Origin of the sequence: Arthrobacter crystallopoietes BAB-32, from assembly GCF_000328305.2 — a bacterium.
In the GTDB taxonomy this organism is placed as follows: Bacteria; Actinomycetota; Actinomycetes; order Actinomycetales; family Micrococcaceae; genus Crystallibacter; species Crystallibacter crystallopoietes_A.
In genome coordinates this window covers 1-25,893 of the sequence record NZ_ANPE02000106.1, presented here as the reverse complement: position 1 = coordinate 25,893, position 25,893 = coordinate 1, and the positions used below count along the sequence as shown (strand labels likewise).

General features: G+C 68.0%; 26 protein-coding genes, 1 pseudogene and 1 riboswitch. Of the genes and pseudogenes, 14 read left to right on the top strand and 13 right to left on the bottom strand.

Annotation, left to right across the window (positions count from 1 at the left end; genetic code table 11):
- Positions 1 to 22 precede the first annotated feature (22 nt).
- On the bottom strand, positions 23 to 1,540 hold the full coding sequence (locus D477_RS08350; RefSeq protein ID WP_005268590.1) for a SulP family inorganic anion transporter: 1,518 nt from the start codon (positions 1,538 to 1,540) through the stop codon (positions 23 to 25).
- Between the two features lie 67 nt (positions 1,541 to 1,607).
- The gene (locus D477_RS08345) at positions 1,608 to 2,261 is read right to left on the bottom strand and encodes a GntR family transcriptional regulator (protein ID WP_005268589.1); all 654 of its coding nucleotides are present in this window, start codon (positions 2,259 to 2,261) and stop codon (positions 1,608 to 1,610) included.
- A 91-nt stretch (positions 2,262 to 2,352) separates the two neighbouring features.
- On the opposite strand from D477_RS08345, the gene D477_RS08340 reads away from it, so the two are divergent.
- From D477_RS08340 to D477_RS08325, 4 genes are all read left to right on the top strand, one after another.
- A complete protein-coding gene (locus D477_RS08340; RefSeq protein WP_005268588.1) occupies positions 2,353 to 3,375 on the top strand; it encodes a 1-aminocyclopropane-1-carboxylate deaminase in 1,023 nt (340 codons plus the stop codon).
- A 99-nt stretch (positions 3,376 to 3,474) separates the two neighbouring features.
- The gene (locus tag D477_RS08335; RefSeq protein ID WP_005268587.1) at positions 3,475 to 5,853 is read left to right on the top strand and encodes a transketolase-like TK C-terminal-containing protein; all 2,379 of its coding nucleotides are present in this window, start codon (positions 3,475 to 3,477) and stop codon (positions 5,851 to 5,853) included.
- Positions 5,854 to 5,984: 131 nt separating this feature from the next.
- On the top strand, positions 5,985 to 6,560 hold the full coding sequence (locus tag D477_RS08330) for an SRPBCC family protein (RefSeq protein WP_005268586.1): 576 nt from the start codon (positions 5,985 to 5,987) through the stop codon (positions 6,558 to 6,560).
- 77 nt (positions 6,561 to 6,637) lie between these two features.
- On the top strand, positions 6,638 to 7,462 hold the full coding sequence (locus tag D477_RS08325) for an amino acid ABC transporter substrate-binding protein (RefSeq protein WP_005268585.1): 825 nt from the start codon (positions 6,638 to 6,640) through the stop codon (positions 7,460 to 7,462).
- A 24-nt stretch (positions 7,463 to 7,486) separates the two neighbouring features.
- On the opposite strand, the gene D477_RS08320 is transcribed toward D477_RS08325, so the two are convergent.
- From D477_RS08320 to D477_RS08310, 3 genes are read right to left on the bottom strand one after another with little or no spacing between them, the layout of a single operon-like run.
- Positions 7,487 to 8,692 (bottom strand): M20 metallopeptidase family protein, encoded by a 1,206-nt coding sequence (locus D477_RS08320; protein ID WP_081608515.1) that lies wholly within the window; start codon positions 8,690 to 8,692, stop codon positions 7,487 to 7,489.
- Entirely contained in the window at positions 8,689 to 9,849 is a 1,161-nt protein-coding gene (locus D477_RS08315) for an amidohydrolase family protein (RefSeq protein WP_237740734.1), read from the bottom strand. Before D477_RS08315 ends, D477_RS08320 begins: the two co-directional genes overlap by 4 nt.
- On the bottom strand, positions 9,839 to 11,146 hold the full coding sequence (locus D477_RS08310) for a glutamine synthetase family protein (RefSeq protein WP_043846208.1): 1,308 nt from the start codon (positions 11,144 to 11,146) through the stop codon (positions 9,839 to 9,841). Before D477_RS08310 ends, D477_RS08315 begins: the two co-directional genes overlap by 11 nt.
- A 114-nt stretch (positions 11,147 to 11,260) precedes the next feature.
- Here D477_RS08310 and D477_RS08305 point away from each other — a divergent pair, with 114 nt between their 5' ends.
- Positions 11,261 to 11,926 carry an amino acid ABC transporter permease gene (locus D477_RS08305; RefSeq protein ID WP_005268581.1) on the top strand — a complete coding sequence of 222 codons (666 nt, stop codon included), beginning with the start codon at positions 11,261 to 11,263 and terminating at the stop codon, positions 11,924 to 11,926.
- The gene (locus tag D477_RS08300; RefSeq protein ID WP_005268580.1) at positions 11,913 to 12,710 is read left to right on the top strand and encodes an amino acid ABC transporter ATP-binding protein; all 798 of its coding nucleotides are present in this window, start codon (positions 11,913 to 11,915) and stop codon (positions 12,708 to 12,710) included. The genes D477_RS08305 and D477_RS08300 overlap by 14 nt, the downstream gene beginning before the upstream one ends.
- Positions 12,711 to 12,833: 123 nt before the next feature.
- Here the strand turns inward: D477_RS08300 and D477_RS23540 are convergent, their stop codons facing one another.
- The 4 genes from D477_RS23540 to D477_RS08285 form a co-directional block, all read right to left on the bottom strand.
- Positions 12,834 to 12,968: a hypothetical protein gene (locus D477_RS23540; RefSeq protein WP_272943819.1), complete on the bottom strand. Its 135-nt coding sequence runs from the start codon at positions 12,966 to 12,968 to the stop codon at positions 12,834 to 12,836.
- Between the two features lie 38 nt (positions 12,969 to 13,006).
- Positions 13,007 to 13,483 (bottom strand): hypothetical protein, encoded by a 477-nt coding sequence (locus D477_RS21120; RefSeq protein WP_190273541.1) that lies wholly within the window; start codon positions 13,481 to 13,483, stop codon positions 13,007 to 13,009.
- Positions 13,480 to 14,019 carry a hypothetical protein gene (locus D477_RS08290; protein ID WP_202804085.1) on the bottom strand — a complete coding sequence of 180 codons (540 nt, stop codon included), beginning with the start codon at positions 14,017 to 14,019 and terminating at the stop codon, positions 13,480 to 13,482. Before D477_RS08290 ends, D477_RS21120 begins: the two co-directional genes overlap by 4 nt.
- 456 nt (positions 14,020 to 14,475) lie before the next feature.
- The gene (locus tag D477_RS08285) at positions 14,476 to 15,003 is read right to left on the bottom strand and encodes a hypothetical protein (protein ID WP_150110050.1); all 528 of its coding nucleotides are present in this window, start codon (positions 15,001 to 15,003) and stop codon (positions 14,476 to 14,478) included.
- A gap of 303 nt (positions 15,004 to 15,306) precedes the next feature.
- Here D477_RS08285 and D477_RS08280 point away from each other — a divergent pair, with 303 nt between their 5' ends.
- From D477_RS08280 to D477_RS08270, 3 genes are all read left to right on the top strand, one after another.
- The gene (locus D477_RS08280; RefSeq protein WP_005268576.1) at positions 15,307 to 16,014 is read left to right on the top strand and encodes an MgtC/SapB family protein; all 708 of its coding nucleotides are present in this window, start codon (positions 15,307 to 15,309) and stop codon (positions 16,012 to 16,014) included.
- Between the two features lie 23 nt (positions 16,015 to 16,037).
- A complete protein-coding gene (locus D477_RS08275) occupies positions 16,038 to 16,892 on the top strand; it encodes a prephenate dehydratase (protein WP_005268575.1) in 855 nt (284 codons plus the stop codon).
- Positions 16,893 to 16,989: 97 nt separating this feature from the next.
- Positions 16,990 to 17,832: a hypothetical protein gene (locus tag D477_RS08270; protein ID WP_005268574.1), complete on the top strand. Its 843-nt coding sequence runs from the start codon at positions 16,990 to 16,992 to the stop codon at positions 17,830 to 17,832.
- A gap of 12 nt (positions 17,833 to 17,844) precedes the next feature.
- Here the strand turns inward: D477_RS08270 and D477_RS08265 are convergent, their stop codons facing one another.
- Genes D477_RS08265 through D477_RS08255 form a run of 3 tightly spaced genes read right to left on the bottom strand, consistent with a single transcriptional unit; the run spans position 17,845 to position 20,375 of the window.
- Positions 17,845 to 18,159 carry a 2Fe-2S iron-sulfur cluster-binding protein gene (locus tag D477_RS08265; RefSeq protein ID WP_005268573.1) on the bottom strand — a complete coding sequence of 105 codons (315 nt, stop codon included), beginning with the start codon at positions 18,157 to 18,159 and terminating at the stop codon, positions 17,845 to 17,847.
- 18 nt (positions 18,160 to 18,177) lie between these two features.
- Entirely contained in the window at positions 18,178 to 19,389 is a 1,212-nt protein-coding gene (locus D477_RS08260) for a cytochrome P450 (protein WP_005268572.1), read from the bottom strand.
- Positions 19,390 to 19,397: 8 nt separating this feature from the next.
- Complete coding sequence (locus tag D477_RS08255) at positions 19,398 to 20,375, bottom strand: ABC transporter substrate-binding protein (protein WP_005268571.1); 978 nt, start codon at positions 20,373 to 20,375, stop codon at positions 19,398 to 19,400.
- A gap of 136 nt (positions 20,376 to 20,511) precedes the next feature.
- Here D477_RS08255 and D477_RS08250 point away from each other — a divergent pair, with 136 nt between their 5' ends.
- On the top strand, positions 20,512 to 21,411 hold the full coding sequence (locus D477_RS08250) for an IclR family transcriptional regulator (protein WP_005268570.1): 900 nt from the start codon (positions 20,512 to 20,514) through the stop codon (positions 21,409 to 21,411).
- 32 nt (positions 21,412 to 21,443) lie between these two features.
- Positions 21,444 to 22,505, top strand: a complete 1,062-nt coding sequence (locus D477_RS08245) for an ATP-dependent DNA ligase (RefSeq protein ID WP_005268569.1) — start codon at positions 21,444 to 21,446, stop codon at positions 22,503 to 22,505.
- Here D477_RS08245 and D477_RS08240 read toward each other — a convergent pair.
- Positions 22,502 to 23,458 carry a TIGR03885 family FMN-dependent LLM class oxidoreductase gene (locus D477_RS08240; protein ID WP_005268568.1) on the bottom strand — a complete coding sequence of 319 codons (957 nt, stop codon included), beginning with the start codon at positions 23,456 to 23,458 and terminating at the stop codon, positions 22,502 to 22,504. The genes D477_RS08245 and D477_RS08240 overlap by 4 nt on opposite strands.
- A gap of 130 nt (positions 23,459 to 23,588) precedes the next feature.
- Here D477_RS08240 and D477_RS08235 point away from each other — a divergent pair, with 130 nt between their 5' ends.
- From D477_RS08235 to D477_RS08225, 3 genes and pseudogenes are all read left to right on the top strand, one after another.
- Positions 23,589 to 24,596 (top strand): aldo/keto reductase, encoded by a 1,008-nt coding sequence (locus tag D477_RS08235; protein ID WP_005268567.1) that lies wholly within the window; start codon positions 23,589 to 23,591, stop codon positions 24,594 to 24,596.
- 79 nt (positions 24,597 to 24,675) lie between these two features.
- Positions 24,676 to 24,794, top strand: a riboswitch (SAM riboswitch).
- A gap of 54 nt (positions 24,795 to 24,848) precedes the next feature.
- Positions 24,849 to 25,355 (top strand): flavin reductase family protein, encoded by a 507-nt coding sequence (locus D477_RS08230; protein ID WP_005268566.1) that lies wholly within the window; start codon positions 24,849 to 24,851, stop codon positions 25,353 to 25,355.
- 149 nt (positions 25,356 to 25,504) lie between these two features.
- A pseudogene (locus D477_RS08225) lies at positions 25,505 to 25,893 on the top strand (hypothetical protein); the annotation flags it as partial.

Here is a 25,893-nt window from a genome sequence, read left to right as displayed (position 1 = left end):
CTGTGCGGGCAGCGCCGGCTGGTCAGCTGCCGCCGAGTTTGCCGGCCAGGCGCTCGCGCATGACGGCGCTGGCGGAATTCAGCCCGATGATCTCCACGTCCTTGCCATGGGCCCGGTACTTCTCCGTGATGGCATCCAGGGCCGCAATCGTGGAGGCATCCCAGAGATGGGAGGCATGCATGTCGATGAGCACCTTCTGCGGATCGTGCGCATATTCGAACTGCGTGTAGAGGTCGTTGGACGATGCGAAGAACAGCTCGCCGTCGACGGCGTAGGCCGCGGTCTGTTCCCCGTTGATTTCCAGCACGGTGCGCTCAACCGAGACGAAGTGCGCCACCCGGCGGGCGAAGAGCACCATCGCGGTGAGCACGCCAACGCCAACGCCGATGGCCAGGTTGTGGGTCCACACAGTGACGATGACCGTCACCGCCATGACCGCGGTTTCGCTCTTGGGCATCATCTTCAGCGTCGAGGGCCGGATGCTGTGCCAGTCGAAGGTCGCAATGGACACGAAAATCATCACCGCCACCAGGGCGGCCATCGGGATCAGCGCGACGATGTCGCCGAGCGCCACCACCAGGATGAGCAGGAAGGTTCCGGCGAGGAAGGTGGAGATCCGCGTGCGGGCGCCGGAGGCCTTCACGTTGATCATGGTCTGGCCGATCATCGCGCAGCCGCCCATGCCGCCGAGGAAACCGGTGATGATGTTCGCCGCGCCCTGGCCCCACGACTCGCGCGTCTTCTTGGAGCGGGTGTCGGTGATGTCGTCAACGAGCTTGGCGGTCATCAGCGACTCCAGCAGGCCCACGAAAGCCATCGCCAGGGCGTACGGGAAGACGATCTGCAGCGTCTCCAGGTTCCATGGCACGTTCGGGAAGAACAGCGTGGGCAGGCTGTCCGGCAGCTCGCCCTTGTCCCCTACTGTCGGCACGGCGATGGAGGCCAGCACGGTGATGAGCGTCAGCACGACGATCGCCACCAGCGGAGCGGGGAATGCGCTGGTCAGCCGCGGCAGCCCGAAAACGATCGCCAGGCCGAGGGCTGTGAGCGGGTAGACCAGCCACGGCACACCCAGCAGCTCCGGCACCTGCGACAGGAAGATCAGGATGGCCAGCGCGTTGACGAACCCGACCATCACCTGGCGCGGAATGAAGCGCATCAGCTTGGCCACCCCGAGGACGGCCAGCAACACTTGGATGATGCCGGCGAGGATGACCGCAGTGATGAAGTAGTCGATCCCGTGGGAAGCGACCAACGGAGCGATCACCAGGGCGACGGCGCCGGTGGCCGCCGACATCATCGCCGGGCGCCCGCCCAGGAAAGCGATGGACACCGCCATCGTGAAGGAGGCGAAAAGGCCCAGCCGCGGATCGACGCCGGCGATGATCGAGAAGGCAATGGCCTCGGGGATCAGCGCCAAACCGACGACGAGGCCCGCCAGCACCTCGGTCTTCAGCAGGCGTGGCGACTTCAGGGTGCGCAGCACCGACTGCCGCTCTTCCGGGGTCAGGCCCGGCGCTGTGCCGGTGGTTAGGGACAAGGAAGCTCCGTTCGGGCTCGGGAAGGCGGCCTTGGCCTTCGTGTTGCTTGGTGCCGGAACCGGCTTTTCAGGACTCCTCGGAGTAACTGAGCGAAAGCCAGTTCTCGCGGCTGGCCCGGGCGGCGCCTTCGGCGTCCCCGGCTTCGGCGCAGCTGATGATCCGGGCGTGCTGCTGCACTGAATTGCGGGCGGCGAGGCTGCCGAACCTATTGCGTTCCACCCGCCGCAGCACCGGCGTCCACTGCTCGAGCACGGCCGCCACGGCGGCGTTGCCGCAGGCCGCCACGAGCACTCCGTGCAGTTGGTCGTCGGCTGCCAGCGCCCGGTCGACGTCCTGCCGCTGAAGCGCGTCGGCGAACTCCGCATTGGCCCTGGCCATCGCCTGGATATCCATGGCGCCGACCAAGGGGACCGCCAGGCGTGCTGCGAGTTCGTGCATGGCTGCCACAACCTGCTGGGCGTTCACTGTAGAGGCCTCGTCGTAGGGGGCCACCGTCGTAGCTTTGCCCGGCTGGGCGATCACCAGGCCGGCACGCTCCAGCCGCAGCAGAGCCTCGCGGATCGGCGTGCGGCTGACGCCGAGCCACTCCTCGAGTTCCCCGTCGCGCAGGCGTTCCCCCGGAACCAGGGTGCCGTCCACAATGGCGTCGCGGATCGACTCGTACACGTGGTCGCGCAGGAGTGAGCGCCGGTGGAGGCCATGTTTCGACGGAATGGGCATGCCCAAAATTCTACTTGACGGCCGCCCTGCAGGATGCAATATATTGCATACCAGAACAATGCCACAGCACACCGAGCAGACAGGACCGACCATGGCCATCACTGATTTCGAGCGGTACCCCCTTACCTTCGGGCCCAGCCCCATCCACCATCTGCCCCGGCTTTCGCAGCACCTGGGCGGCGCGCAGCTCTGGGCCAAGCGGGAGGACGTGAACTCCGGACTGGCCTTCGGCGGCAACAAGACCCGCAAGCTGGAGTACATCGTGCCGGACATCCTGGCCGAGGGCGCGGACACGATTGTCTCGATCGGCGGCTTCCAGTCCAACCACACCCGCCAGGTCGCGGCGGTGGCGGCGAAGCTCGGCCTGAAGGCCCGTCTGGTGCAGGAGAACTGGGTCGACTGGCCGGATCCGTTGAACGACCGCGTCGGCAACATCCTGCTCTCCCGCCTGATGGGGGCCGATGTCCGGCTGGACCCCGCCGGCTTCGATATCGGCATCCGCGACTCCTGGAAGGACGCCATCGCCGAGGTCGAGGCGGCGGGCGGCAAGCCCTACGCCATTCCGGCCGGCGGGTCGGAGCACAAGTACGGCGGCCTCGGCTTCGCCAACTGGGCCTACGAGGTCAGGCAGCAGGAGCAGGACCTGGGCGTCTTCTTCGACACCATCGTGGTCTGCACCGTGACCGGCTCGACCCATGCCGGCATGATCGCCGGCTTCGCCGCCCTCGAAGACGAGGGTGGCCGGCCCCGCCGCATCATCGGCATTGACGCCTCCGCCACGCTGGACAAGACCCGCGAGCAGGTCAGCCGGATCGCGCGGAACACGGCCAAGCTGATCGGCCTCGAGCGCGACCTGCGCGAAGACGAAATCACTGTCTTGGAAGGCTGGGCCGGCGACCTCTACGGCATCCCGGTGGAGTCCACCCTCGCCGCCATGCGCCTGGGCGCCTCGCTGGAAGCGATGATCACCGACCCGGTCTACGAGGGCAAGTCCCTGGCCGGCCTGATCGACCTGGTCAGCAGCAAGGAGATCCCGGCCGACAGCAACGTGCTGTACGCCCATCTGGGCGGGCAGCCGGCCATCAACGCCTACAGCGGACTGTTCCGCTCCTAGGCCATAACGACGGCGGGGCGCACCTTGGGCAGCTGGCCCCACACAGGTCGCGCTCCGCCGTCGTACCCCTGCCAAAACCTCTGACCGGAAGGGACCGCAATGACCACCGATACCGTTTACCAGGCAGCCGAGAGTTCTCCGTCCGTCAATGGTCGGCCGCTTTCCGCGGCGGCGACGCTGGACGGCAGCGTCCTGGATTCGATCGCGCAGCGTGTCCTCTGGCTCTCCACCGCCATGATCGACGCGGCCAACCGCGGCCGGCCGAACTCCTCCGGCGTCAAGGCCGGCGGGCACCAGGCCTCCAGCGCCTCGATGGCCGGGATCATGACGTCGCTCTGGTTTGCCGAACTCACCGCGGAGGACCGGGTTTCGGTCAAGCCGCATGCCTCGCCGGTGCTGCACTCGATCAACTACCTGCTCGGCGAACTGGACGAGTCCTATCTGGGCCGGCTGCGCGAAAAAGGCGGGCTGCAAAGCTACCCCAGCCGGCTCAAGGACCCGGACACCGTGGACTTCTCCACCGGCAGCGTCGGCATCGGCGCCACGGCACCTATCTGGGCGGCCATGTCGCACCGCTACCTGCGCGACCAGTTTCCGGAAACGCCCAAGGGCGGACGTTTCATCAGCCTGCTCGGCGACGCGGAGCTGGACGAGGGTGCGGTCTGGGAAGCAGTGACGGACCCGGGTGTCCGCCAGCTCGGAGAACTGCTCTGGATCGTCGACCTGAACCGCCAATCGCTGGACCGGGTGATCCCCGACGTCCAGATCCAACGTCTGCAGGGTATGTTCGCCGCGGCCGACTGGCAGGTGCTCACCTGCAAGTGGGGCCGCGGGATCAAGCAGCTCTTCGCGGCCGAGGGCGGGGACCTGCTGCGCGCCCGGCTCGAGGACATGCCGAACGAGGAATACCAGCGGCTGCTGCGCAGCGACCCCGGGCAGCTGCACGAACGGCTGCTCGGCAGTGCGCCGGATCCGAGGCTCGCAGCCTTGGTTGACCCGCTCACGCCCCGTGAGCTTGGCGTTGCCATCCGCGACCTGGGCGGCCACGATATCGGGCTGCTGCTGGAAACCTACCGCCAAGTCGATCCGACGCGTCCGACGGTCCTCTTCGCCTACACGGTCAAGGGCCGCGGCCTGGCCACCGAGGGCCATCCGAACAACCACGCTGCCCAGCTGAACGAAGCGCAGATGCAGGAGCTCGCACAGCTCTCCGGCATGGACCTGGCCAACCCCTGGCAGCGGTTCGCCGCCGGGACGGCCGAGGAGGCAGCCTGCCGGGTGGCGGCAGAGCGGCTGGCCCGCCCTGCCGTCGGTGAAGGCCGCATCCCGGAACTTCCGGCCGAACTCCCGTGGTCCTACAAAGCCATAGGCTCCACGCAGGCCGCTCTTGGCCGCTTCCTCTCCGACCTGGCCCGAGGCGTGCCCGAAGCAGCCGAGCGCGTCGTGACGCTCAGTCCGGATGTGGCGTCCTCCACCAACCTCGGCGGCTGGATCAACAAGACCGGCGTCTGGTCCCCCGGCGAGCGCCGCGACTGGTTCGCCGATGATGCCGACCGCCTGCTGAAGTGGACTGAGGGTGCCCACGGCCAGCACATTGAGTTGGGCATTGCCGAGGTCAACCTCGTTTGCCTTGCCGGCGAACTCGGTGCCACCTGGAGCCGCTGGGGCCAGCCGCTGATCCCCATCGCCACGCTGTACGATCCGTTCGTCAACCGCGCCTTGGAGCCGTGGTCCTACGGTATCTACGCCGGCGGCCAATCGATCCTGGTCGGCACCCCCTCCGGCGTGACCCTCGCGCCTGAGGGCGGCGCACACCAATCCATCAACACGCCGTCGATCGGCCTGGAACAGCCGGGCTGCATTGCCTGGGAACCGGCCTTCGCGCAGGACCTGGAGTGGTGCATGCTCGCGGCGATGAACCTCATCGGCCGCCCCGGCGGAACGTCCGCTTACTTCCGGCTGTCCACCCGGCCCGTCGAGCAGTCGCTGGCCCGGCTTCCGGAGGACCCGGCACTGCTGGAGCGGCGGCGCGAACATGCCGTCGCCGGCGGTTACCGGATCATCCGCCACGCGCCCGGCAGCGAGCAGGTCACCCTGGTCGGCGTCGGTGCCATTATGCCGGAGGTGCTGGAGGCTGCGCGGCGGCTGGAGGCACTCGGGGTGCATGCCGGCGTCGTTTGCCTCACCAGCCCGGACCTGGTCTTCCGCTCGCTGCAGGAACGCCATAAGACGGGAGGCAGCCAGCGGACCGCCATCGTCGAAGCGCTCTTCCCGGCCGCCGAGCCTGCCCCGCTCGTAACCGTCATGGACGGGCACCCGCATACGCTGTCCTTCCTGGCCGGTGTCCGCGGCGATAGGATCCGCAACCTCGGCGTGACGGAGTTCGGCCAATCCTCCAGCGTCGAGGATGCCTACCGGATCCACGGGATCGACGTAGATTCGATCGTACGCGCGGCGGCTGATCTGGCCGGGCTCTAGGCGCAGCGCCGGCAAGCCCCGCAGTCCCGGTTTTCCGTTGTGGGCTTTCGGGCGTGGATGTAGCGTGGGGATCGTGGCCACGGCTGGTCCGCGACGGCGGACCGATTGAAACCCAGCCAAAGGAGCTCACCATGGAAACCGTGGAAGAAACCATTGATGTGGCAGTCCCGGTCAGCACGGCCTACAACCAGTGGACGCAGTTCGAATCATTCCCGAATTTCATGTCCGGTGTTGAGTCGGTCGCCCAGCTGACAGACACGACGAACCACTGGATCACCAAGATCGGCGGTGTGGAGCGCGAGTTCGACACCGAGATTATCGAGCAGGTGCCGGACCAGCGGATCGCCTGGCGGAGCACGGACGGGAAGTCGCATGCCGGTGCTGTGACCTTCCAGCGGCTCGATGACCGCAATACCCAGGTGTCCGTGCGCTTCGAGTGGGATCCGGAAACCTTCGTGGAGAAGGCCGGCGCGAAACTCGGCATCGACAGCGCCAAGGTGAAGTCGGATATGCGGAAGTTCAAGGAGTTCATCGAGACCCGCGGCACCGAAACCGGCGCGTGGCGCGGCGATGTCAGTGACAGCGGGCCCACCGGCACCGCGGCAGCCGGCTCCCCCGGCGTCCCGGAAAGCACGGACCTGCCCGGCACGACCGGCCGTCCGGGGACCACGGGAATGGACGACCTGCCGCCCGGCCGCCCGGTCTAGCCCGTCACATCCGAAGGTGTGCGTCCTCTGCCCTGCCGCGGAGGACGCACACGTACAAATTGAAAAGGAATTGAAGCATGAACCGTCGCCGTCTTTCCCTGCTCGGAGCAGCTGCTGCCATCACCCTTGCCGCGGCTGGCTGCGGCGGTTCCGGACCTGCACAAGACGGCCCGGACGGCACCGCCAGCGCAGCGCCGGTGACGCTGCAGCAGATCCAGGACGAGGGTGTCATCACCGTCGGCACCGAGGGCACCTACCGCCCCTTCTCGTTCCACCAGGACGGAGCCGGTGAGCTGACCGGCTACGACGTCGAAGTCATGCGGGCCGTGGCGGACAAGCTCGGCGTCGAGGCGCAGTTCGAGGAAACGCAGTGGGATGCGATCTTCGCGGGCCTGGAGGCCGGCCGTTTCGACGTGATCGCCAACCAGGTGACCATCAACGACGAGCGCCTGGCCAAGTACGACTTCTCCGATCCGTACACGGTCAGCAACGGCGTGCTGGTGACCACCGCGGACAATAACGAGATCACCTCCTTTGCGGACTTGGAGGGCAAGACCACGGCCCAGTCGCTCACCAGCAATTGGTACGCCTTGGCACAGGAGTCCGGCGCCGACGTCGAAGCCGTCGAAGGCTGGGCCCAGTCCGTCTCCTTGCTGGAGCAGGGCCGCGTGGACGCAACCATCAACGACAAGCTGACCTATCTGGACTACCAGAAGGACAACAACAACCAGAACATCAAGATTGCGGCCGAGACCGAGGACCAGTCCGAAGTCGGGCTGGCCTTCCCGAAGGGCAGCACGGACCTCGTCGAGGCCGCCAACAAGGCGCTCGACGAACTGCGCGCCGACGGCACATTGGCCAGGCTCTCGGAGAAGTACTTCGGCGAGGACGTCAGCCAGTAGCTGCGCGGGCGGCCCTTGCGCTGCTCAGCTGTCGTCGGCGAGACCGAGCCTGACCGCCGTCCCGACATACATCCCGGCCAGGGCGCGGGCCGTGTGCTCCACAGCCGAGTCCGCCGGCAGGAAGGAACTCGAGTGCAGGGCCCGCGGGTGGTCCGCGGGGCTGGTCGCTTCATGGCCGTCCACGCCGAGGAACGCCATGAGGCCGGGCACCCGCTGCGTGAAGAAGGCGAAGTCGTCCGAACCGCAGCTGCGCAGCGGTTCGGCCAGCGGCAGCCCCGCCCGCTCGACCCACTCGGCGGAGTGCAGCGCGATGCCGGCATCGTTCTCCAGCACCGGATCACCGCGGTCGATGCCCACCACCGCCCGCGCGCCAAACGCCATGGCCAGGTGCTCGGCAATCTCCCGCAGCCCCTTGTGCAACCGGTCCTGGTCCGCCGCGGTCATGCTCCGCAGCGTGCCGCGCAGCACCGCCGTGTCCGGGATGACGTTGGCGGCGGAGCCCGCAGACAGCAGTCCGACCGTCAGCGTGGCCGCCTCGACCGGGCTGACGCTGTTCCGGACGAGGTCGTAGAGCGCGAGGGTAATCCGCGCGGCGATGGGCACCGGGTCCACCGCCAGATGCGGGTAGGCGCCGTGCCCGCCGTGGCCATGGACAGTAACGGTGAACTCGTCATAGGCGGCGTTGACCGCCCCGGAAACTATGCTGACCGAGCCGGCCGGCAGCGAGTGGTGGACATGGACCGCCAGCACCGCCCCGATCCCGGCGGCTTCCAGTCCGCCTTCGTCCACGATGTCGCGGGCACCCGAGGGATGGCATTCCTCGCGCGGCTGCGCGATGGCCACCACGGCAGCCGGCAGCCTGATCCGGCCGGCGGCCCGCATGAAGGCGACCATGGCGGCCTGGTGAACGTCGTGGCCGCAGGCGTGCATGACTCCGTTCTCCGCGGCCCATTCGACGCCGGTGCTCTCGTACATGGGCAGCGCGTCGAGTTCCGCGCGGATGCCGATGGCCGGGACGTCGTCCGGCCCGGTGCGGGCCAGGAAGCCGGTCCCCGCCACCTTATGGACTGGCAGGCCCAGCGCCGAGGCCAGGGTGGAAGCGGCCGGCCCCTCTTTGCCGGACAGGCAAGGGTACTGGTGGAGGCTGTGGCGAAGGGCGACGGCGGCGTCCAGTTCGCCGTCGAGCGCCGTGTTGAGCGCTTCGAACAGGGTGTGCGCCGAGGGCATCATGTCAGCTCCAGTCCATAGACGCGGGCCGCGTTGCGGTACCCGATGAGTTCCGCCGCCCGTTCCGCGTCCCGCGGCGACCACTCGCCGTCGTCAATCCACTGGGCCGCGGCGCGGCCGAAACCGCGGCGGAACAGCAGCGCGCCGAGGTAGTACAGCTCGGGCAGGCCGATGGTGTCCGTGGAGAACAGCGCCTTGTGGAAAGGCGTCAGTTCCAGGGACTCGGCGATCACCGCGGCGGAGCGGCTGCCGGTATGGTTGACCGCCAGGCCGACGTCGGCGTAGACGTGCGGAAACACCTGCGCCAGGTAGCCGGCCTCGCGGTGGTAGGGATAGCAGTGCAGCAGCATCACCGGCACCCCCGTTTCGCGCGTGGCCCGCAGCCAGCCGGTCAGCAGCAGCGGATTGCAGCGGGCCAGATCGAGGTCGGCGTCCCCATAGCCGGTGTGGAACTGGATCGGCTTGCCGAGCTGAACGCCGGTCCAGAGCAGGTGGCGCAGCAGGACCGGGTCCTCCAGCCGCGGCACGGAACCGTCGGCTTCCCGCCCCAGCCACCGGGCGGCCGCCAGCTCCACCTCGCGTGCGGTCGGCGGCGAGGGGTCGAAGCCGAGTCCGAACCGGTAGGCCGCCACGGACTTGAGCCCGGCGGCGTCCCGGGCCGCACCGGCCAGCGTCTCGGCAAAGTCCGCGGCGAACGACGGCGGCGTGGTTCCGTTCGCCGCGACCTGTTCCGCCAGGTGTTCCAGCCGGATAATCTCCCTGGCCACGCCGCCGGCCAGGTCCGCGAGCTCCCGCGGGGACGTCAGTTCCGGGGCGCGGTAGCCGGTGTCCACCAGGAAGGTGCCGATCCCGGCCGCGCCCAGCAGCCGCCGGTTCACGGCGTCGGGGCCGAGTTCCTGCCGGCGCGCCAGGTATTCCTCCGGTGCTGCGTGCGGTTCCAGGTCCAGCAGCGGCGCGCACCAGCGGCGGACCGCAAAACCCAGCTGGCTGTCGAACATGCTGGTGCCCGGCGGGGCCGGCCATTCGGACTCGGTGAGCAGCGCCTCGAATCCGGCGCGGTCCAGCGGCTCCACCGTGATTCCGTGGCAGTGGTGGTCCGTCAGCGCCATCCCCGCCATCACCGATCCGGCCTCCGGCAGCCTGCCTGTTTCAGTAGACATCGGCGTACCTGAGGCATTTGGCGGCATCGTCAAGCTCTGCCAGCCGCCGCAGTTCGTCCCGTTTGAGGGCCCGGTAGACGGTGAGCAGGTCCGGCGCGAACCAGCCGGAAACCACGCGGTCCGCCTCGAGGGCGGCGAGCGCATCGGTGAGCGTGCCGGGGAGCCTGATGATGCCGGCGCGGCGCTGCTCCTCCTCGCCCACCTCTTCGATCGGGCCCTCGATCAGGGCAGGGGCCTCCAGCTTCGTCCGGATACCTTCCAGTCCGGCGCGGATGAGCAGCCCCATGACGAGCCACGGGTTGCCGGTGGCATCGCCCGCGCGGAACTCCAGGTTCAGCTGGCCGGCCGGCTCCCGTCCGGCCAGGTCGATGGTCGGGCAGAGCCGGAGCATGGACTCGCGGTTGTGCCGGCCAAGGAAGGCATGGGTGGCGGACCAGCGGTGCGGGGCCAGCCGCAGGTAGGACACTTCGCTCGCCGCCGTGAACGCCAGCAGCGCCGGTGCATGCCGGACAATCCCCGCCGCGAAAGCACCGGCCGCGGCCGAGAGCCGGCCGGGACGCGCGCCGTCGTAGGTCACCGGCCGCCCGGAGCTGTCCCGCAGGCTGAAGTGCACGTGCACGCCGTTGCCCACGGCTTCCGGCTCCAGCAGCGGCGCAAAGGTGGCGCGCTGTCCGTGCGCATGGGCCAGGTTCCGCACGATATCGCGCAGCAGGACGGCCCGGTCGGCCGCGGTCAGGGCGTCAGTGGCAGCAATGGTGATCTCGCACTGGTGGGCGCCGTACTCGGCCAGCCAGTTTTCCGGCTGCAGCCCGGCGTTGGCAAGAATCCCCACCAGTTCGGTGCCCAGCGGTTCGGCCCGGAGCATGGCCTGCAGCGACATCGGCGGCTCGGGCGGACCGGCGGAGGCCAGCATGAACTCGTGCTCGAAGGCGCCCAAGACCTGCAGCCCGGCCTCCTGCTCGAGATCGCGGATGGCATGCCGCAGGAAGGTGCGCGGACAGCACTCCCACTCGCCGCCGTCGTTATGGGTAATGTCCGCCAGCATCACGGTCAGCGGCGGCCGGCCCGGGATGCCATCGATGCGGGCCGTGGAGCGCTGGTCCGGAATCAGCCGCAGGTCGCCGGTGGCATCGAACGGGCTGCCCTCCACGATGGTGCCGAAGGCGCCCACGCCGAGGTTGGCCGGCACCCAGCCGCAGCCGGTGGCGGGATCGAGCTGGGCCAGCGGCATCGCCCGGCCGCGGGTGATCGCGCAGAGGTCATTGGTGGCGAGGAAAGCCAGTTCCTGTTCAGCCATCCGGTCCCCCTCGGCTGGATCCGCAATGCGCGCGATGCGCTGATTCAACCACTTCCGGCCAGCAACGGGAAGGCCCTGGCCCTCTGCCTTCGGATGCTGTACTAGCGTAGCCCTATGAATGTCGACTGGGAGCTGGTCAGGACCTCGCTCTGGCCGATCGTCCAGGGCGGCCTCACCGGGACCATTCCGCTGTCCCTGGCCAGCTTCGCCCTCGGGCTCGTGCTGGCGCTCGTGGTGGCGCTGATGCGGCTGAGCGGCAGCGCCATTTTGGCCGGCATCGCGCGGGCCTACGTCTCGGTCATCCGCGGCACTCCCCTGCTGGTGCAGCTCTTCGTCATCTTCTTCGGCCTGCCCTCGATCGGCGTGGTGATCGATCCCTGGCCGAGCGCCATCATCGCCTTCTCGCTCAACGTCGCCGGGTACGCGGCGGAGATCATCCGGGCCGCCATCCTCTCCGTGCCCAAGGGCCAGTGGGAGGCCGGGCACACCATCGGCATGTCACCCGCGCTGACGCTGCGCCGGGTGATCCTGCCGCAGGCCGCACGGGTCTCCGTGCCGCCGCTGTCCAACTCCTTCATCTCCCTGGTGAAGGACACCTCGCTGGCCTCGCTGATCCTGGTCACCGAGCTGTTCCGGCAGGCGCAGGAGATCGCGGCGTTCAGCCAGGAGTTCATGGTCCTCTACCTGGAAGCCGCCGCCGTCTACTGGGTGTTCTGCCTGGTCCTCTCCGCCGGCCAGACCCGATTGGAAAGGAGGCTGGACCGCTATGTCGCCCACTGATCCGGCCGCGGCCCCATCAGGCGCCGCCGACAATCCCGTCCTCAGCGTGGCGGAACTGCGCAAGTCCTTCGGCAGCAACCAGGTGCTCAAGTCCATCGACCTGTCCGTCAGCCAGGGCCAGGTCCTGGCGCTGATCGGCCCGTCCGGTTCCGGCAAGACCACCGTGCTGCGGTGCCTGAACGGGCTGGAAATTCCCGACGGCGGACGGGTCGCCTTTCGCGGCGGACCGGCCGTGGACTTCGGGCAGCGGGTTTCCCGCAAGCAGCTGGCCGCGCTGCGCGACCAGTCCGGCATGGTGTTCCAGCACTACAACCTCTTCCCGCACCGGACGGTGCTGGAGAACATCATCGAGGGGCCGGTCCAGGTGCAGAAGCGGCCCAAGGCCGAAGCCGTGCGGGAAGCCGAGGATCTGCTGCGCCGGGTGGGCCTGCACGACAAGAAGGACCAGTACCCGCACCAGCTTTCCGGCGGCCAGCAGCAGCGCGTGGGGATTGTGCGCGCGCTCGCGCTCAAACCGGCCCTGCTGCTGTTCGACGAGCCCACGTCGGCCCTGGACCCCGAGCTGGTGGGCGACGTCCTGCACGTGATCAAGGAGCTGGCCGAGGACGGCTGGACCATGGTCATGGTCACCCACGAGCTGGCCTTCGCCCGCGAGGTAGCCTCCGAGGTCGTCTTCATGGACGGTGGCGTGGTCGTTGAGCGCGGCCACCCCGACCAGGTGCTGCGTGATCCCCACGAGGAACGGACGCGCCAGTTCGTGCACCGGCTGCTCAATCCGTTCTAGGAGAGCAGCCGCTGGCCGCCGCAGATGCCGACTGGGAACGGATCGGCTATCCAAGCCGCCCATCGACCTGCCGGATCACGAACGCACCATCGCTCGCCTGTAACAGCACCTCGGCGAGGAGACCTACCGGGAGCAGAGGGACGAAAGCGAGTTTGTTTCCACCGCGCCTTGGTCTCCGCCGGGATTGTCCGGCCCGTCGTTCGGGCCTACGATGCAGCTGTCCAGCGACATCGACATGAGCAGCACTGATGCAGACACGATCTGATTCCTTCTGATCTTGATACTGCCCCTGACAACTACGATTGGCGGCCAAGACGTCGAACGATCCGCACCCGATGGGCGATGAACGCGAGGACGGCGGCGACGAGCCCGGTGCCGATGCCGATCCCGAGGCCGATCAGCGCGGTGTAGCCCCGCAGGAAGAACTGCTGCGCACCCGGCTCGAACCCGCTGGCGAAGTCGACCGCGCCCTGCGGGATGCTGTGCGCCGCGCCGGGCGCGTTCCAAAGCAGTTGGTGGGCCAGGATCAGCGACAGCCCGTAGAGCACGCCGAGGACGAGGAAGTCCCTCACAGGCCGCCGCGTATCGCGCACGATGGCAACTGCCAGCCACGCCGCGAACGGCACAAGGGCGAGCACGTAGTACAGCAACCCGCTCTCGGGTGCGACGATGTCGAGATCGGCGAGCACCGTGCGCGGCAGCCCGACGGCGACGAGGGCGGCCATCAGCGGCCAGGGCATGTCGGTGAGCGGGAACGGGTGGAATCTCATCACTTGTCTCCTCCGCGGGTGAGGCCCCACGGCTTGGCTACCGCCAGGATGACTGCGAACGTCAGAGCGGTCAGGGATACGGCCGGTGGGAAGAACATGGACGCGATGCGCAGATCGGGGGTGGCACCGGTCAGCAGCCCGGCGCCGTACCGGTCGAGGTCGGGCATCCCTGGCGCGAGCACCGTGACCATGACCGTGCACAGGACGACGTTGAGCCCGAGCTTGACCGCGACCCACCAGTAGCGCAGCAGCCCCCACTTCGTGCCCAGTCCCAGCAGCACCCCGCTCAACAGGCAGGTGAGACCTGCGGCGAGCATCGGCGCGACGGTGAACTGCGCCAGCGCCCGGTAGGCCAGACTTCGTTGCCCGAGGTCGTCGGCGAACCACCCGACCAGCACGAGCACGGCGACGATCACGTCGATGCCGATCCAGGCCCCCGCCGCGACGATGTGGCACACCAGCCAGACGCGCCGCCATGGCCTTGGTAGCGACCATCCCTGCTGCCGCGCGCCTGGCTGCACGTGGGTTCGTCGTCTCATCGACCAGTCCGCGGACCGCGGTGAACCGGTACCGACACTCAATGAGCTCCTCGAGCTGGTCATCGCGCCTCTGTACTTCTACGCACTGTTCACCGAACCTGTGACGGACGCGGCGGCCGTGAGACTGGTCGATCGGCTCCTCGACCTCGTCGCTCACCGTGCACCCTCCGATTCCTTGGCCGCAGGAGATGGTGTTGCATAAGAGCTCATAACTCTATATCCGCATGTTTGGATACTGGGTTATGCATTTTGATATGGAGAATGCGCTTTACCCTACCCAAATGAGGCACGCGCCCCATTTCGCGAGCACTTTAGATGAGTCTTGCCGCAGGAGGAGGACAGGGATGAACAGGTACGGCGCCGCTGGCGCGGATGTCGAATCGCACCGGAAGCCTTAAATGACGAGCCGGCCGGCAGTCCCCCCGACTACCGGCCGGCTCACGCCAGGCTCAGGACCTAGCTGTTGCGGCGCTTCAGTGCCACAGCACCCGCAGCCCCGCCGACCAGCAGCAGGCCTGCTCCACCCATGGCCCAGAGGGCAGCGGGATCGGTTTCGCTGGTGGCGCCGGAGCGGTCCACCTCCAGCTTCTTCGGGCCGTTGCCTGCAGCGTTTCCGTTGCCGGTCACGACGACGGAGGCGGTGCCGACTTCGCCGGTCTCGTCACCGGTGACGGTGATCCAGTGGCGGCCGTTCTGGTTGAAGGTAACTTCCTCGGAGATCTCGCCTTCGGCGTTGGCCGAAGTGATGTTGACGTCGCCCTTGAAGTTCTGGGCTGACTGGTTCTTCGCGACGGTGATGGTGGTGCGTTCACCGGCGTTCAGGCCCGTGGCGGAAACCGTGACGGTTCCACCGGCTTCAACACGTGCATCGGAGACGACGACGCTCTGGTCCGGTGCGGGGTAATCCATGGTGGCGTGGGCGGCAGTTCCCGAGCCAAAGGCCAGGGCCAGCGCCAGCGCCGTGGCTGACAAAGTCTTTTTCATGCTGATACTCGCTTCAGTTAGGGGGTGTCAGAATCGAAATCAATCCATTGTTTACTTCCCTGAGCAGGGAAAACGGCGCAGCTGGCGACTGCACCGTCCCTTCGAATGTATCGATTAAGCAACGGGTTGCCGAGCCCTGCGACCGGTTTTTGCCCAATGTTCCGCAAAGTTCATCTTCGGCATGCAAACCTCCCGCCGCCGTCGTACACTGCCCCGGTTCCCGCGTCCGGGACTCTTGGCGGGGCATGCACAGTAGGCTGAAAGGCAATCGAGCCAGGGCCTCATCGGCCGGAAGGAGCACGTTTGCTGGACATCGAACTACTGCCGGAGAGCATGCTGACCCAACTGGCCATGCTGGTGCTGGCCTTCGTCCTCTCTGCCGTGGTCGGGATGGAACGGGAAAGCAGGCTCAAGAGCGCCGGGCTGCGCACGCACACGCTGGTTGGCCTCGGTTCCGCGCTGTTCACGCTGGTATCGGCCTACGGCTTTGCGCACGTGCTCGGCAGCGACGTCGTCCTGGACCCGTCCCGGATTGCCGCCCAGATTGTGACCGGCATCGGCTTCCTTGGCGCCGGCGTCATCTTTGTCCGGCAGCATGCCGTCTCCGGGCTGACCACCGCCGCCTCCATCTGGATGACCGCGGCCATCGGCATGGCCTGCGGTGCGGGCATGCCGCTCATCGCTGTTGCGGCCACTGTGCTGCACCTGGCCACCGTCGTGATGCTCAAGACTGTGGGCCGCTGGATTTCCCCGGGCGACAAGGTCCGCGATTTCACCGTGGAAGTGCGGGACCTGGAGGGCGTGCTGCAGCAGGTAGTGGATTGTGCCGCCGAACTCGGGTTCGATGCAGCGTTGAGCCGAACCCGCCGCTCGCGGCTGGACGGCGAGGCCTTGTTGCAGGCGGACCTGCGGATCCAACACGCCGCCGGCTCGCTCGATGAACTGGTCAAGGGCCTCTCCGCGTTGGAACCGGTCATGACCGTCACGGTGCTCAGCGACGAGAACACCTGACCGCGGATGGGATAATTCCACCCATGACCTTCGCGATTGCTTACCAGGGAGAACCCGGCTCCAATTCCCACATGGCCTGCACTGAAGTGCGCCCGGATTGGGAGGCCGTGCCCTGCGCGAGCTTCGAAGACACCTTCGCGAAGGTCACCAGCGGCGAGGCGCAGCTGGCGATGATCCCGATCGACAACTCGATCGCGGGCCGGGTGGCAGACATCCACGCGATGCTGCCCGAGACCTCGCTGCAGATCATCGGCGAGCATTTCCTGCGCATCCGCTTCAGTCTGCTCGGCATCCCCGGGTCCAGCATCGAGCAGGCACGTGAGGTGCACAGCCACATCCACGCGCTCGGCCAGTGCCGGAAGCTGATCCGGCGCCATGGCCTCAAGCCGGTGATCGCCGGCGACACGGCGGGATCGGCACGGGAAGTCAGCCAGTGGCAGGACCCGACCAAGGTCTCGCTCGCCCCGCCGATGGCCGCCGAACTGTACGGGCTGGACGTGCTGGCCACGGACGCCGAGGACGATCCGACCAACACCACGCGCTTCATCCTGCTCGCGGACAACCAGCCGATCCCGTCGCGCGAGCAGCTGCCCGGCCCGGCCGTGACCAGCTTCGTCTTCCGGGTCCGTAACGTGCCGGCCGCGCTCTACAAGGCGCTGGGCGGCTTCGCCACGAACGGCATCAACATGACCCGGCTGGAAAGCTACATGGAGGGCAACCAGTTCGCCGCCACGAAATTCATGGTGGATGTCGAGGGCCACCCGGAGGATCCGGCGATGGTGCACGCCTTCCAGGAGCTGGACTTCTTCACCACCAAGATCAAAGTGCTGGGCGTCTACCCGGCACACCCGTTCCGGCTGGCCAGCGGCGGAAAATAACGACGGCGGGGCGCGGCTTCGCCGGTTCCGGCACCTTGGGCCCGGCGGACAATGTCCGCCCGCACCGCCCCAGCAGCCCCGGGCGTATCCTGTGGACATGCTCACGGGCGCGCGCATCTGGGCCTGTTTCGCGGTGCTCTTCTGGACCGTTGGCTTTTTCGGCGTCATCGACCTAGTGATGCTCCTCGGCGTCAACCCGGCTTTCTTCGCCGTGATGGGGCTTGAGGCCAGCTGGGGTGTGCTCTTCACCTTCATTGTCAGCGGCGCTTTCCTGGCCATTGCCGCAAGGCCGGCCCAGCCGTGGCCGGCCATGGTCCAACTGTGGCTGGTGGTTGCGGCGTTGCTGCTCGCCAGCGTTGCCGCCGAGGACGCCGGCCCGCTGGCCGCCGCGCTGATGCTGCTGCCCATGAGCCTGGTCCCGCTGCTCTCCCGCGCCGACCGGCCGAAGCGCGCGAACCGGCGGCTCATGCCCAGCGGCCCCCTGCTGGCCCTGGCTTTGCTTGGCGCCCCGGGCTGGTGGAGCTACGCGGCCGTCGCCGTCGAACAATCCCTAGCCCCCGGCGTCGTCGACGACACCTCCTGGGGGCTCTCGCACTGGCCCATCCAAGCCGCGCTCGGCCTCCTGCTGGCCACCTCGGTCCTGGTGATGGCCTTCTGGCCGCCGGGACGGACCCTGCTCGGCACCACCACCGGCACCAGCGCCATCGTGCTCGGCCTCTGCTGGCTGGTCTATCCGGACAGCGCCGGCGCGGTGCACAGCCCGTGGCTCGCCGCCGCCGCCATCCTGTGGGGCAATGCCGTCATCCTCAGCCGCTTCCTCGACCGGCCGGAGCCCGGCCCGGATATCCGGCGCGCTGCCCCTGCCGCCCGCCCGGACCTGCCCAACCTGGAAGCAGCCGCCGACGCCCCCGACAACCCAACCGCCCGCCGCCGTCGTTAGCTCCCTCCCGGGTTACACCTGGGTGGGCGGAATCCGGACCGTGAGGTCCCGTGTGGCCGGCAGCTGGCAGGAGAGCCGGCTGCAGTCCAGCCGCTCGGCAGCCGTGCAATCCAGCATCTCGTCCTCTACGTCGCCGAGTTCCGGCAGCCCGTCCAGGTTCCCCGCGTCGACGTAGACGTGGCAGGTCGCGCACATCGCGCTGCCGCCACATTCGGCGACGATGCCGGGCACGCCGCTGGCAACGGCGGCCCGCATCACGCTGACGTCGGCCTCGGCGTCGACGACGTTTTCCAGCCCGTCCGGCTGGACGAAAGTAATCTTCGGCATGGTCTTGTCCTTCCCTGCTCAGGCGGCGGTGAGCCGCAGGGGCAGGCTGTCCAGTCCGCGGAGCGTGTTGTTGAGCTGCTGGACCGGTTCGCCGGCCAGCTCGATGGTGTCCACGTGGCGTGCCAGGGCACTGAGGAAGCATTCACCTTCCAACCGGGCCAGCATCTGCCCCAGGCAGGCGTGGACCCCGAAGCCGAAACCGACGTGTCCGGCGGCCTTGCGGCGGATGTCGAATTCGTCGGGCCGCTCCCACTGCCGCGGGTCGCGGTTCGCGGCGGCCAAGAACATCAGCACCTTGGAACCTTCCGGAATGGCCATGCCGGAGAGTTCCGTGTCCCTGCTCGTGGTGCGGAAGAAGGTCTGCACCGGGGAAGAGAAACGCACTGTCTCTTCGAAGGCGGCACGGGCCAGCGCCGGGTCCTCGCGCAGTGCGGCGAATTGCTCCGGGTTCCGGGCCAGGCACTCCAGAGCGTTGCCGATGCCGTGCACGGTGGTGTCCACGCCTGCCGACAGGAAGGACCGGAGCAGCTTCGCCTGGTCCTCGGCGCCATAGCCGGCTTCGGCCGCGGCGGCGTGGATTTTCGCGCCCAGGCCGTCCCGTGCCGGCGCACCCGGCTGGCACTGTTCCATGATCCAGCCCTGCGCCTTCGCGCCGCGCTCCATCGCCCGCTCGAAATGGCTGTTCCGCGGCCCGAAGGTATTGAAGACCATCGAACCGTAGGGCAGCAGGTTCTCCCGGCCCTCCTTGGGCAGGCCGATGAAGTCCGGAAAGACTTCGAGCGGGTACGCCTCGGCCAAGTCGGCCACGCCGTCGATTTCCCCGCCGCGGGCGGCTACGCGGGCCACCAGTTCGTCGGCGCGCTCCTGGAACCCTTCCTTGAGCGTGCGCAGCAACTTCGGGGTCAGGATCTGCGAGACGACGTGCCGCGCCTTGGTGTGGTGGGGCGGATCGGCTTCCAGCAGCAGGCTCGGCGGCCGCCACGGCTTCTCCTTGGCGAAGTCCGAGATCCCCACGCCGCGCGAGGAGACGTACGTTTCGTGGTCGACCAGCACCTGCGTCACCTCGCTGTACCGGGCGACACCCCACAGCTCGTAGCGCTCCAGCCAGAACACCGGGCCGGCTTCGCGCATTTCCTCGTGGGCCGGGTAGGGGTTGGTGAGGAAGCTGTCGCTGAAGGGGTCCAGCTCCAGCGATGCGACTCCGCTCAGCGCTGAGGTCTCGGTGGTCATGGCTCCTCCTATTCGGCGACCAGCGTCTGGACGTCCAGCTCGCTGTCCGTGATCTGGTACTTCAACATCAGGTCGGCCGTCTTCTGCAGCGCCTCGACATCCAGCTCACCCTGGAACTGCGGCATCTCGATGGCCTGGACGACGTCGGCCCCCACCTTGGTGAACGTCGGCACCAGTTCGACCAGCCGGTCCCGGTCACCCTGCAGTTCCTCCGCCGATGCAGCGAGCGCTTCCTTGAACGCCGCCACTGCCTCGGGATTCTCCTGGGCGAACTTCTCGGTCGTGATCCAGCCGGCAACCGGCATGTCCGCAACCGGGCCGGTGAACAGGTCGCCGATCTTGACGAGCCCGGCGGCTGCCGCGCCGGCTTGGAAGGGTTCGACCTGCCAGATGGCATCCACGTCGCCGCGCTCCAATGCCGCCTGCATGTCCGGGTACGGCATTTCCACGAGCTTCACGTCGGAAGCCTGCAGGCCTGCCTCCTCGAGCAGGGCGTTGATGGCCACGGTGCCGATGTTCTGCAGGTTGTTCACTGCGAAGGACTTGCCCTTCAGGTCGGCAATGCTCTCGATGCCCGAATCCTTGGCGACGAAGATCCCGTGGTCCGCCTTGCCGACGTCGTTGCCGGCGACCAGGCGGACCGGGAGGCCCTGCTCGGCGGCCAGCAGGGCCGAGGTGTAGTTGGTGTAGGTGAAGTCGACACTGCCGGAGACCAGTCCGGGGATGGCTGCGGCGCCGCCCTGGGTGGAAACCAGCTCGACGTCCAGCCCGTTCGCCTCGAAGATCCCGGCTTCATCGGCATGCACGGCGGTGGAAGTGTGGACCAGCGGGAAGTAGCCGACCTGGACTGTTTCCGCGGTGGCGTCGGCACCCTCAGGCGCCGCACTGCTGCTCCCGCCGCAAGCGGTCAGGCCAAGCGCCACGGCAGCGGCTCCTGCCGCCACCATGGAAGCCTTCGTCTTCAGGATGCTTCGACGTTGAATCATCAGTGTCCTTTCCCGCGCGGGCGCTGCACGCTCCGCCATCTGATTGCCCCAACCCGGTTCATGCACCGGCTGGACAGAACTATGACCCGTGACACATTCTGGGGAGAACCCGGTTTTCATTTGAAAGGAAAAACTCATGGCGAAGGCTTCCGCCGGACGTTCCGCACTTAGCCGCACCATGCAGTTGCTCGCCGCGTTCGACGTCGATGCGGTCTTCCTCTCGATCTCGCAGCTGTCCCGGCGCAGCGGAATGCCGCTGGCCACGACCCACCGCTTGGTCGCCGAGCTCGAGGAATTCGGCCTTCTCGAACGCCAGCCGGACAAGACCTACCGCTTGGGAGTGCGCTTGTGGGAACTGGCCTGCCGCACCCCGGGCGCTCTGGGACTGCGTGAGATCGCGATGGTGCATCTCCAGGCCGTGCAGTCCCGGGTGCGGCAGCACACCCAGCTGGGCATCCTGGAGGGAAACGAAGTCCTTTTCCTCGAACGGCTCTCGGCACGGGACGCGGTGGTCAACGTGACGCTGGTCGGCGGCCGCCTGCCTCTCCATGCCTCAAGCAGCGGTCTCGTCCTGCTGGCTCATGCCCCGGAGGCCTACCAGGAGGACATCGTGCGTAAGGAACTGTTCCAGTACACGGACCACACCATCCGCGACCCCGAAGACCTGCGCCGCACGCTGCACGAGATCCGCAGGTCCGGCCACGTCGTGGCCAGCGGCTATATCCATCCGGACGCGCGCGGCATCGCGGTGCCCGTGTTCGGGGTCAATGATGCCGTGGTTGCAGGCGTCAGTGTGGTGGTGCCCAACGACGACGCTCCCGTGCTGCCGCTCGTCGGCCTGCTCAAGGCTGCCTCCAGGGCGATCACCAAGGACCTGCTGGCCGCCTATGCCCCAACCGGCAGTGCGGCGGCAGGGAGCCGGTACCGCACGCTGGTCGGCTCATCGGTGGATTCGCTCGAGTACCTGCCCTCGGCGCCGCGCCCCGACCGCACTCCAGCCGGTCCCGGCCTGCGCCGGGATGGCACCAAGGGATGACAGCGCCGGGGCCAGCGGCAAGAATGGGCCTCATGCAACTGCCTGTGATGCCCCCGGTCGCGCCCATGCTCGCCAAGTCCGTGGCGAGGATCCCGGAGGGCGAGCTGAGCTATGAGCCCAAGTGGGACGGCTTCCGGTCGATCATCTTCCGCGACGGCGACAACGTGGAGATTGGCAGCCGGAATGAGAAGCCGATGACGCGCTACTTTCCTGAGGTGGTCGAGGCCGCGCTGGAGCAGCTGCCAGAGCGGTGCGTGGTGGACGGCGAGATCATCCTGGTCCGTCCCGGCGGCGACCGGCTGGACTTCGAACTGCTGCAGCAACGCATTCATCCGGCGGCCAGCCGGGTGAAGCTGCTGTCCAAGGACACTCCGGCGAGCTTTGTGGCCTTCGACCTGCTGGCGCTCGACGACGTGGACCTGATGCCGCTGCCGTTCTCCGCCCGTCGGAACGCTCTGGAGGAAGTCCTCGCCGACGCCGCAGGGCCGGTCCACTTGACCCGCGCCACGCAGGATCATGCCGAGGCCGAAGAGTGGTTCAAGCATTTCGAAGGTGCGGGGCTGGACGGCATTGTCGCCAAGCCGCTGGACGGGACGTACCAGCCGGACAAGCGGGCCATGTTCAAGATCAAGCACGAACGCACGGCTGACTGCGTAGTGGCCGGCTACCGCGTGCACAAGAGCGGTCCCGGGCTTGTCGGCTCGCTGCTGCTGGGCCTGTACGACGGCGGTAACCTCACCCATGTGGGGGTCGCGGGCGCCTTCTCCATGAAGCGGCGCAAGGAACTGTTCGAGGAACTGCAGCCGCTGATCGCCGATTCGGGCACCCACCCGTGGAACCGGACCGAGCATGAAGCCGGCAAGCGCACGCCATTGACCTCCGAGGGCAGCCGCTGGAGCGCCGGCAAGGACCTCTCGTTCGTGCCGCTGCGGCCCGAACGCGTGCTCGAGGTCAAGTACGACCACATGGAGGGCGAGCGCTTCCGGCACACGGCACAGTTTGTCCGCTGGCGGCCGGACCGCGACCCCGAGTCCTGCACCTATGAGCAGCTGGACGAACCGGTCAAGTACAACCTCGCGGACGTGCTGGCTTAGCCCAGCTGCGGCAGCACGTCCTGGCCGAAGGCGTGGATGAACGGCTTCTGCTCCTGCCCGACGAAGTGCAGGTACAGCTCGTCGAAGCCCAGCTCCAGGTACTCCCGCAGCCACTGCACGTGCCGGCCGGTGTCGGCCGAGACGTTCACCGCCTGCCGGATCTGCTCCTCCCCCACCATGGTGCTGACGGCATCGAAATGCGCCGCGGTGGGCAGGTCACCGCCTACGAACGAGGGGAAGACATTGCTGCGCCACTGGTCCAGGGCAATTCCGACGGCGGCATCCTCCTCGGGCGCCCACGACAGGTGCACCTGGAGTGCGGCTTTTCCCTTGCCGCCGTTGTCCCGGTAGGCACCGAGAACCTTGCGCAGCTGCTCGGCCGGCTGGTTGACCGTAATGAGTCCGTCCGCCCAGGCCGCTGCCCGCGCGGCGGTGTCCGGGCTGATCGCCGGGGCAATGATGGCCGGCTTCGGATCGGGCACGTCCCAAATCCTGGCCTGCTCCACGGTGACGAGTCCCCGGTGGGTGACCGCGCCGCCGTCGTGCATTTGCCGGATGACCTGCACGCACTCCTCCAGCCGCTGCTGCCGGACATCCTTGGCCGGCCAGGCATCCCCCGTGACGTGCTCGTTGATGTTCTCGCCGCTGCCCGGGGCAAACCAGAACCGGCCCGGGAACATGGATGCCAGGGTTGCCGAGGCGTGCGCGAGCACGACGGGATGGTAGCGCTGGCCCGGGGCCGTGACCACGCCGAAGCGCAGCCGCGTCGTCGCCAGCGCCGCACCGAGCCAGGACCAGGCGAAGCCGGAATGGCCCTGCCGCTCCGACCACGGCTCCAGGTGGTCGGAGCACATCGCAGCACCGAAACCGGCCTGCTCGGCGAGCTGGACATCGGCCAGCAGCTGGGCCGGCGCGATCTGTTCGTGCGATGCATGGAACCCGATGACAGCCACGGTCCATGCTTACCCCGCGGTCCGGGGGTTGTCGAGGCATCGGCCGGTATTCGCGCCGGAGGCGATGCGGGCAGGCACAGCGCGTGTGGTAGGAAGTTAGGCGGGACAAGCAACCGCGACGGAAGGCAGCATGGACACTCGCCGCATTGGAACCAGGGACGTCGGCAGCATCGGGCTCGGCTGCATGAACCTCAGCCACGCCTACGGGGTTCCGCCGGTCCGCGAGGACGCCGAGGCCCTGCTGCTGCACGCCCTGGACCGCGGGGTGCGGCACTTCGACACCGCCGCCATCTACGGCGCCACCGCGAACGAGACCCTGGTCGGCGAGGTGCTCGGCCCGCGGCGGGACGAGTACTTCCTGGCGAGCAAGGGCGGCATGACCAGCGTGGACGGCAAGCGCGTCATCGACGGCCGGCCGCACACCCTGAAGGCCACCTGCGAGGAGGCGCTGCGGCGGCTGCGCACCGACCACATCGACCTCTACTACCTGCACCGCTGGGACAAGACCATCCCCGTCGAGGAGAGCGTCGGCGCGCTGGCGGAGCTGGTGGCTGAGGGAAAGATCGGCGGCATCGGCCTGTCCGAGGTTTCGGCGGACACGCTGCGCCGGGCACACACCGTGCACCCCATCGCGGCCCTGCAGACCGAGTATTCGCTCTGGACGCGCAATCCGGAGCTCGGCGTCCTGTCCGCCTGCCGCGAGCTAGGCACGGCGTTCGTCGCATTCAGCCCGCTGGCCCGCGGCTTCCTGACCGGCAAGCTGCGCGATCCTTCCGCCCTGCCCGAGGGCGACCTCCGCCGGGGCATGCCGCGCTTCTCGCCCGCGAACTTCCCGCTGAACCTGCGGCTGCTGGACGGCTACACCCGGCTCGCCGAGGAGGCGGGCTGCACGCCCGCGCAGCTGGCCCTGGCCTGGGTGCTCCACCAGGACGGCAACATCATCGCCCTTCCCGGAACCACGAACAGTGCGCACTTGGACGAAGACCTGGCGGCGGCCGCCGTCGTACTTGACGAAAACATGCTGCAGCGCCTCGACGGGCTGATTAATGAGCAGACGGTGCACGGCGCACGCTACAACGCCGCCGCCCAGGCCGATGTGGACACGGAAACCTTCGGGAAACCGGAACCGGCGGAGTAAGCCGCCGGGTTACGAAGTATTGCCGCACTTGGCCCTCCGCGTTGACCCTGCGCGCCCGCGCTTCTACCGTGGAAACCAGAATCATGAGCGCCAACACCAAGCCCTGGCTGGTTGGCCGGCAACCCTCTCGCCGTAGCGGGGTGCTCCAGGTGATGATTCGGCCCGCTGGCCACCTGGCCTGCGGAGCAAGTACCGCGCATCTGCCGGCGGCTGAGGACACCGGCAAATCCGCCTGACGGCAAAGGAATCCGCATGTCCCTCCACGATGATCTGCAGCCGGACACCCTCCGCAAGGCCTTCGGGCGGTTCCCCTCCGGCATCGCCGCCCTGTGCGCCATTGTCGACGGCGCGCCCCAGGGCATTGTCGCTTCCTCCTTCACGGTGGGCGTTTCCATGGACCCGCCGCTGGTGATGTTCGCCGTGCAGAACACCTCCCGGACCTGGCCGATTGTGCGTACTGCGGAACGGATCGGCGTCTCCGTCCTGGGCACCGGGCACGACGGCGTCTGCCGCCAGATCGCGTCCAAGACCGGGGACCGCTTCGCCGGACTTGAGCTGCACTCCACGGACGGCGGCGCGCTGTTCCTCGAGGAAGCCGCACTCTGGCTGGACTGCTCGGTGGAGAACGAGGTTCCGGCCGGCGACCACCACGTGGTGCTGCTGCGCGTGCACGCACTGACCACCCACGACGAGGCGCACGAGCCGCTGGTGTTCCACGGTTCGGCCTTCCGCCGGCTGGAGCAGCCTGCCTTCGTGTAGCGCTCGCCCGCCGGTCCGGTCCAGTCCTGCCGGCGTCGGTCCCGCTACCGGGCAGTTCCAAGCGGACGTCCAGCTTTCGTCCCTAAAGTAAAGCGAATGATGACGACGACGAGGGCCGCCGCGGCCTGCCCTGACGGCCGCGCCTTCCCGTGACCGCCACGGCCGAAGAAGCGCTCGTCTCCCCCAGCCTGCAGAGCGTGCCATTGGCCGGTGCTCGCGGGCCGTTCCGCGTTGCCTTGGCCGGTATCGATGGTGCCGGCAAGACGTCTGTCGCCGCCGATGTGCAGGCCCGGTTCGCCGCCGCTGGCGAACCCATCTCCGTCCACGGGATCTACGCCGGGCGCAAGACGCTGGAGCGCTGGGCCGGCCGGTTCGGCACCACAGCACAGCGGGTCTTCGGCCACGGAGGCTTGACTGCCGTGGAGAACGGCGTCCGCGCCGCCATGGCTCTGGGCGCTTACTGGCGGACCCGGAACAGCAGCGGCCTGGTCCTGTTCGACCGCTCGCTCTACTGCCAGCTCGCGCGCGACGCCAGCCG

Excerpts from the sequence above, each read along its gene's own strand:
- D477_RS08345 (WP_005268589.1), bottom strand. The coding sequence starts at position 2,261 with ATGCCCATTCCGTCGAAACATGGCCTCCACCGGCGCTCACTCCTGCGC.
- D477_RS08340 (WP_005268588.1), top strand. The coding sequence starts at position 2,353 with ATGGCCATCACTGATTTCGAGCGGTACCCCCTTACCTTCGGGCCCAGC.
- D477_RS08335 (WP_005268587.1), top strand. The coding sequence starts at position 3,475 with ATGACCACCGATACCGTTTACCAGGCAGCCGAGAGTTCTCCGTCCGTC.
- D477_RS08330 (WP_005268586.1), top strand. The coding sequence starts at position 5,985 with ATGGAAACCGTGGAAGAAACCATTGATGTGGCAGTCCCGGTCAGCACG.
- D477_RS08325 (WP_005268585.1), top strand. The coding sequence starts at position 6,638 with ATGAACCGTCGCCGTCTTTCCCTGCTCGGAGCAGCTGCTGCCATCACC.
- D477_RS08320 (WP_081608515.1), bottom strand. The coding sequence starts at position 8,692 with ATGATGCCCTCGGCGCACACCCTGTTCGAAGCGCTCAACACGGCGCTC.
- D477_RS08315 (WP_237740734.1), bottom strand. The coding sequence starts at position 9,849 with ATGTCTACTGAAACAGGCAGGCTGCCGGAGGCCGGATCGGTGATGGCG.
- D477_RS08310 (WP_043846208.1), bottom strand. The coding sequence starts at position 11,146 with ATGGCTGAACAGGAACTGGCTTTCCTCGCCACCAATGACCTCTGCGCG.
- D477_RS08305 (WP_005268581.1), top strand. The coding sequence starts at position 11,261 with ATGAATGTCGACTGGGAGCTGGTCAGGACCTCGCTCTGGCCGATCGTC.
- D477_RS08300 (WP_005268580.1), top strand. The coding sequence starts at position 11,913 with ATGTCGCCCACTGATCCGGCCGCGGCCCCATCAGGCGCCGCCGACAAT.
- D477_RS08290 (WP_202804085.1), bottom strand. The coding sequence starts at position 14,019 with ATGAGACGACGAACCCACGTGCAGCCAGGCGCGCGGCAGCAGGGATGG.
- D477_RS08285 (WP_150110050.1), bottom strand. The coding sequence starts at position 15,003 with ATGAAAAAGACTTTGTCAGCCACGGCGCTGGCGCTGGCCCTGGCCTTT.
- D477_RS08275 (WP_005268575.1), top strand. The coding sequence starts at position 16,038 with ATGACCTTCGCGATTGCTTACCAGGGAGAACCCGGCTCCAATTCCCAC.
- D477_RS08270 (WP_005268574.1), top strand. The coding sequence starts at position 16,990 with ATGCTCACGGGCGCGCGCATCTGGGCCTGTTTCGCGGTGCTCTTCTGG.
- D477_RS08265 (WP_005268573.1), bottom strand. The coding sequence starts at position 18,159 with ATGCCGAAGATTACTTTCGTCCAGCCGGACGGGCTGGAAAACGTCGTC.
- D477_RS08260 (WP_005268572.1), bottom strand. The coding sequence starts at position 19,389 with ATGACCACCGAGACCTCAGCGCTGAGCGGAGTCGCATCGCTGGAGCTG.
- D477_RS08255 (WP_005268571.1), bottom strand. The coding sequence starts at position 20,375 with ATGATTCAACGTCGAAGCATCCTGAAGACGAAGGCTTCCATGGTGGCG.
- D477_RS08250 (WP_005268570.1), top strand. The coding sequence starts at position 20,512 with ATGGCGAAGGCTTCCGCCGGACGTTCCGCACTTAGCCGCACCATGCAG.
- D477_RS08245 (WP_005268569.1), top strand. The coding sequence starts at position 21,444 with ATGCAACTGCCTGTGATGCCCCCGGTCGCGCCCATGCTCGCCAAGTCC.
- D477_RS08235 (WP_005268567.1), top strand. The coding sequence starts at position 23,589 with ATGGACACTCGCCGCATTGGAACCAGGGACGTCGGCAGCATCGGGCTC.
- D477_RS08230 (WP_005268566.1), top strand. The coding sequence starts at position 24,849 with ATGTCCCTCCACGATGATCTGCAGCCGGACACCCTCCGCAAGGCCTTC.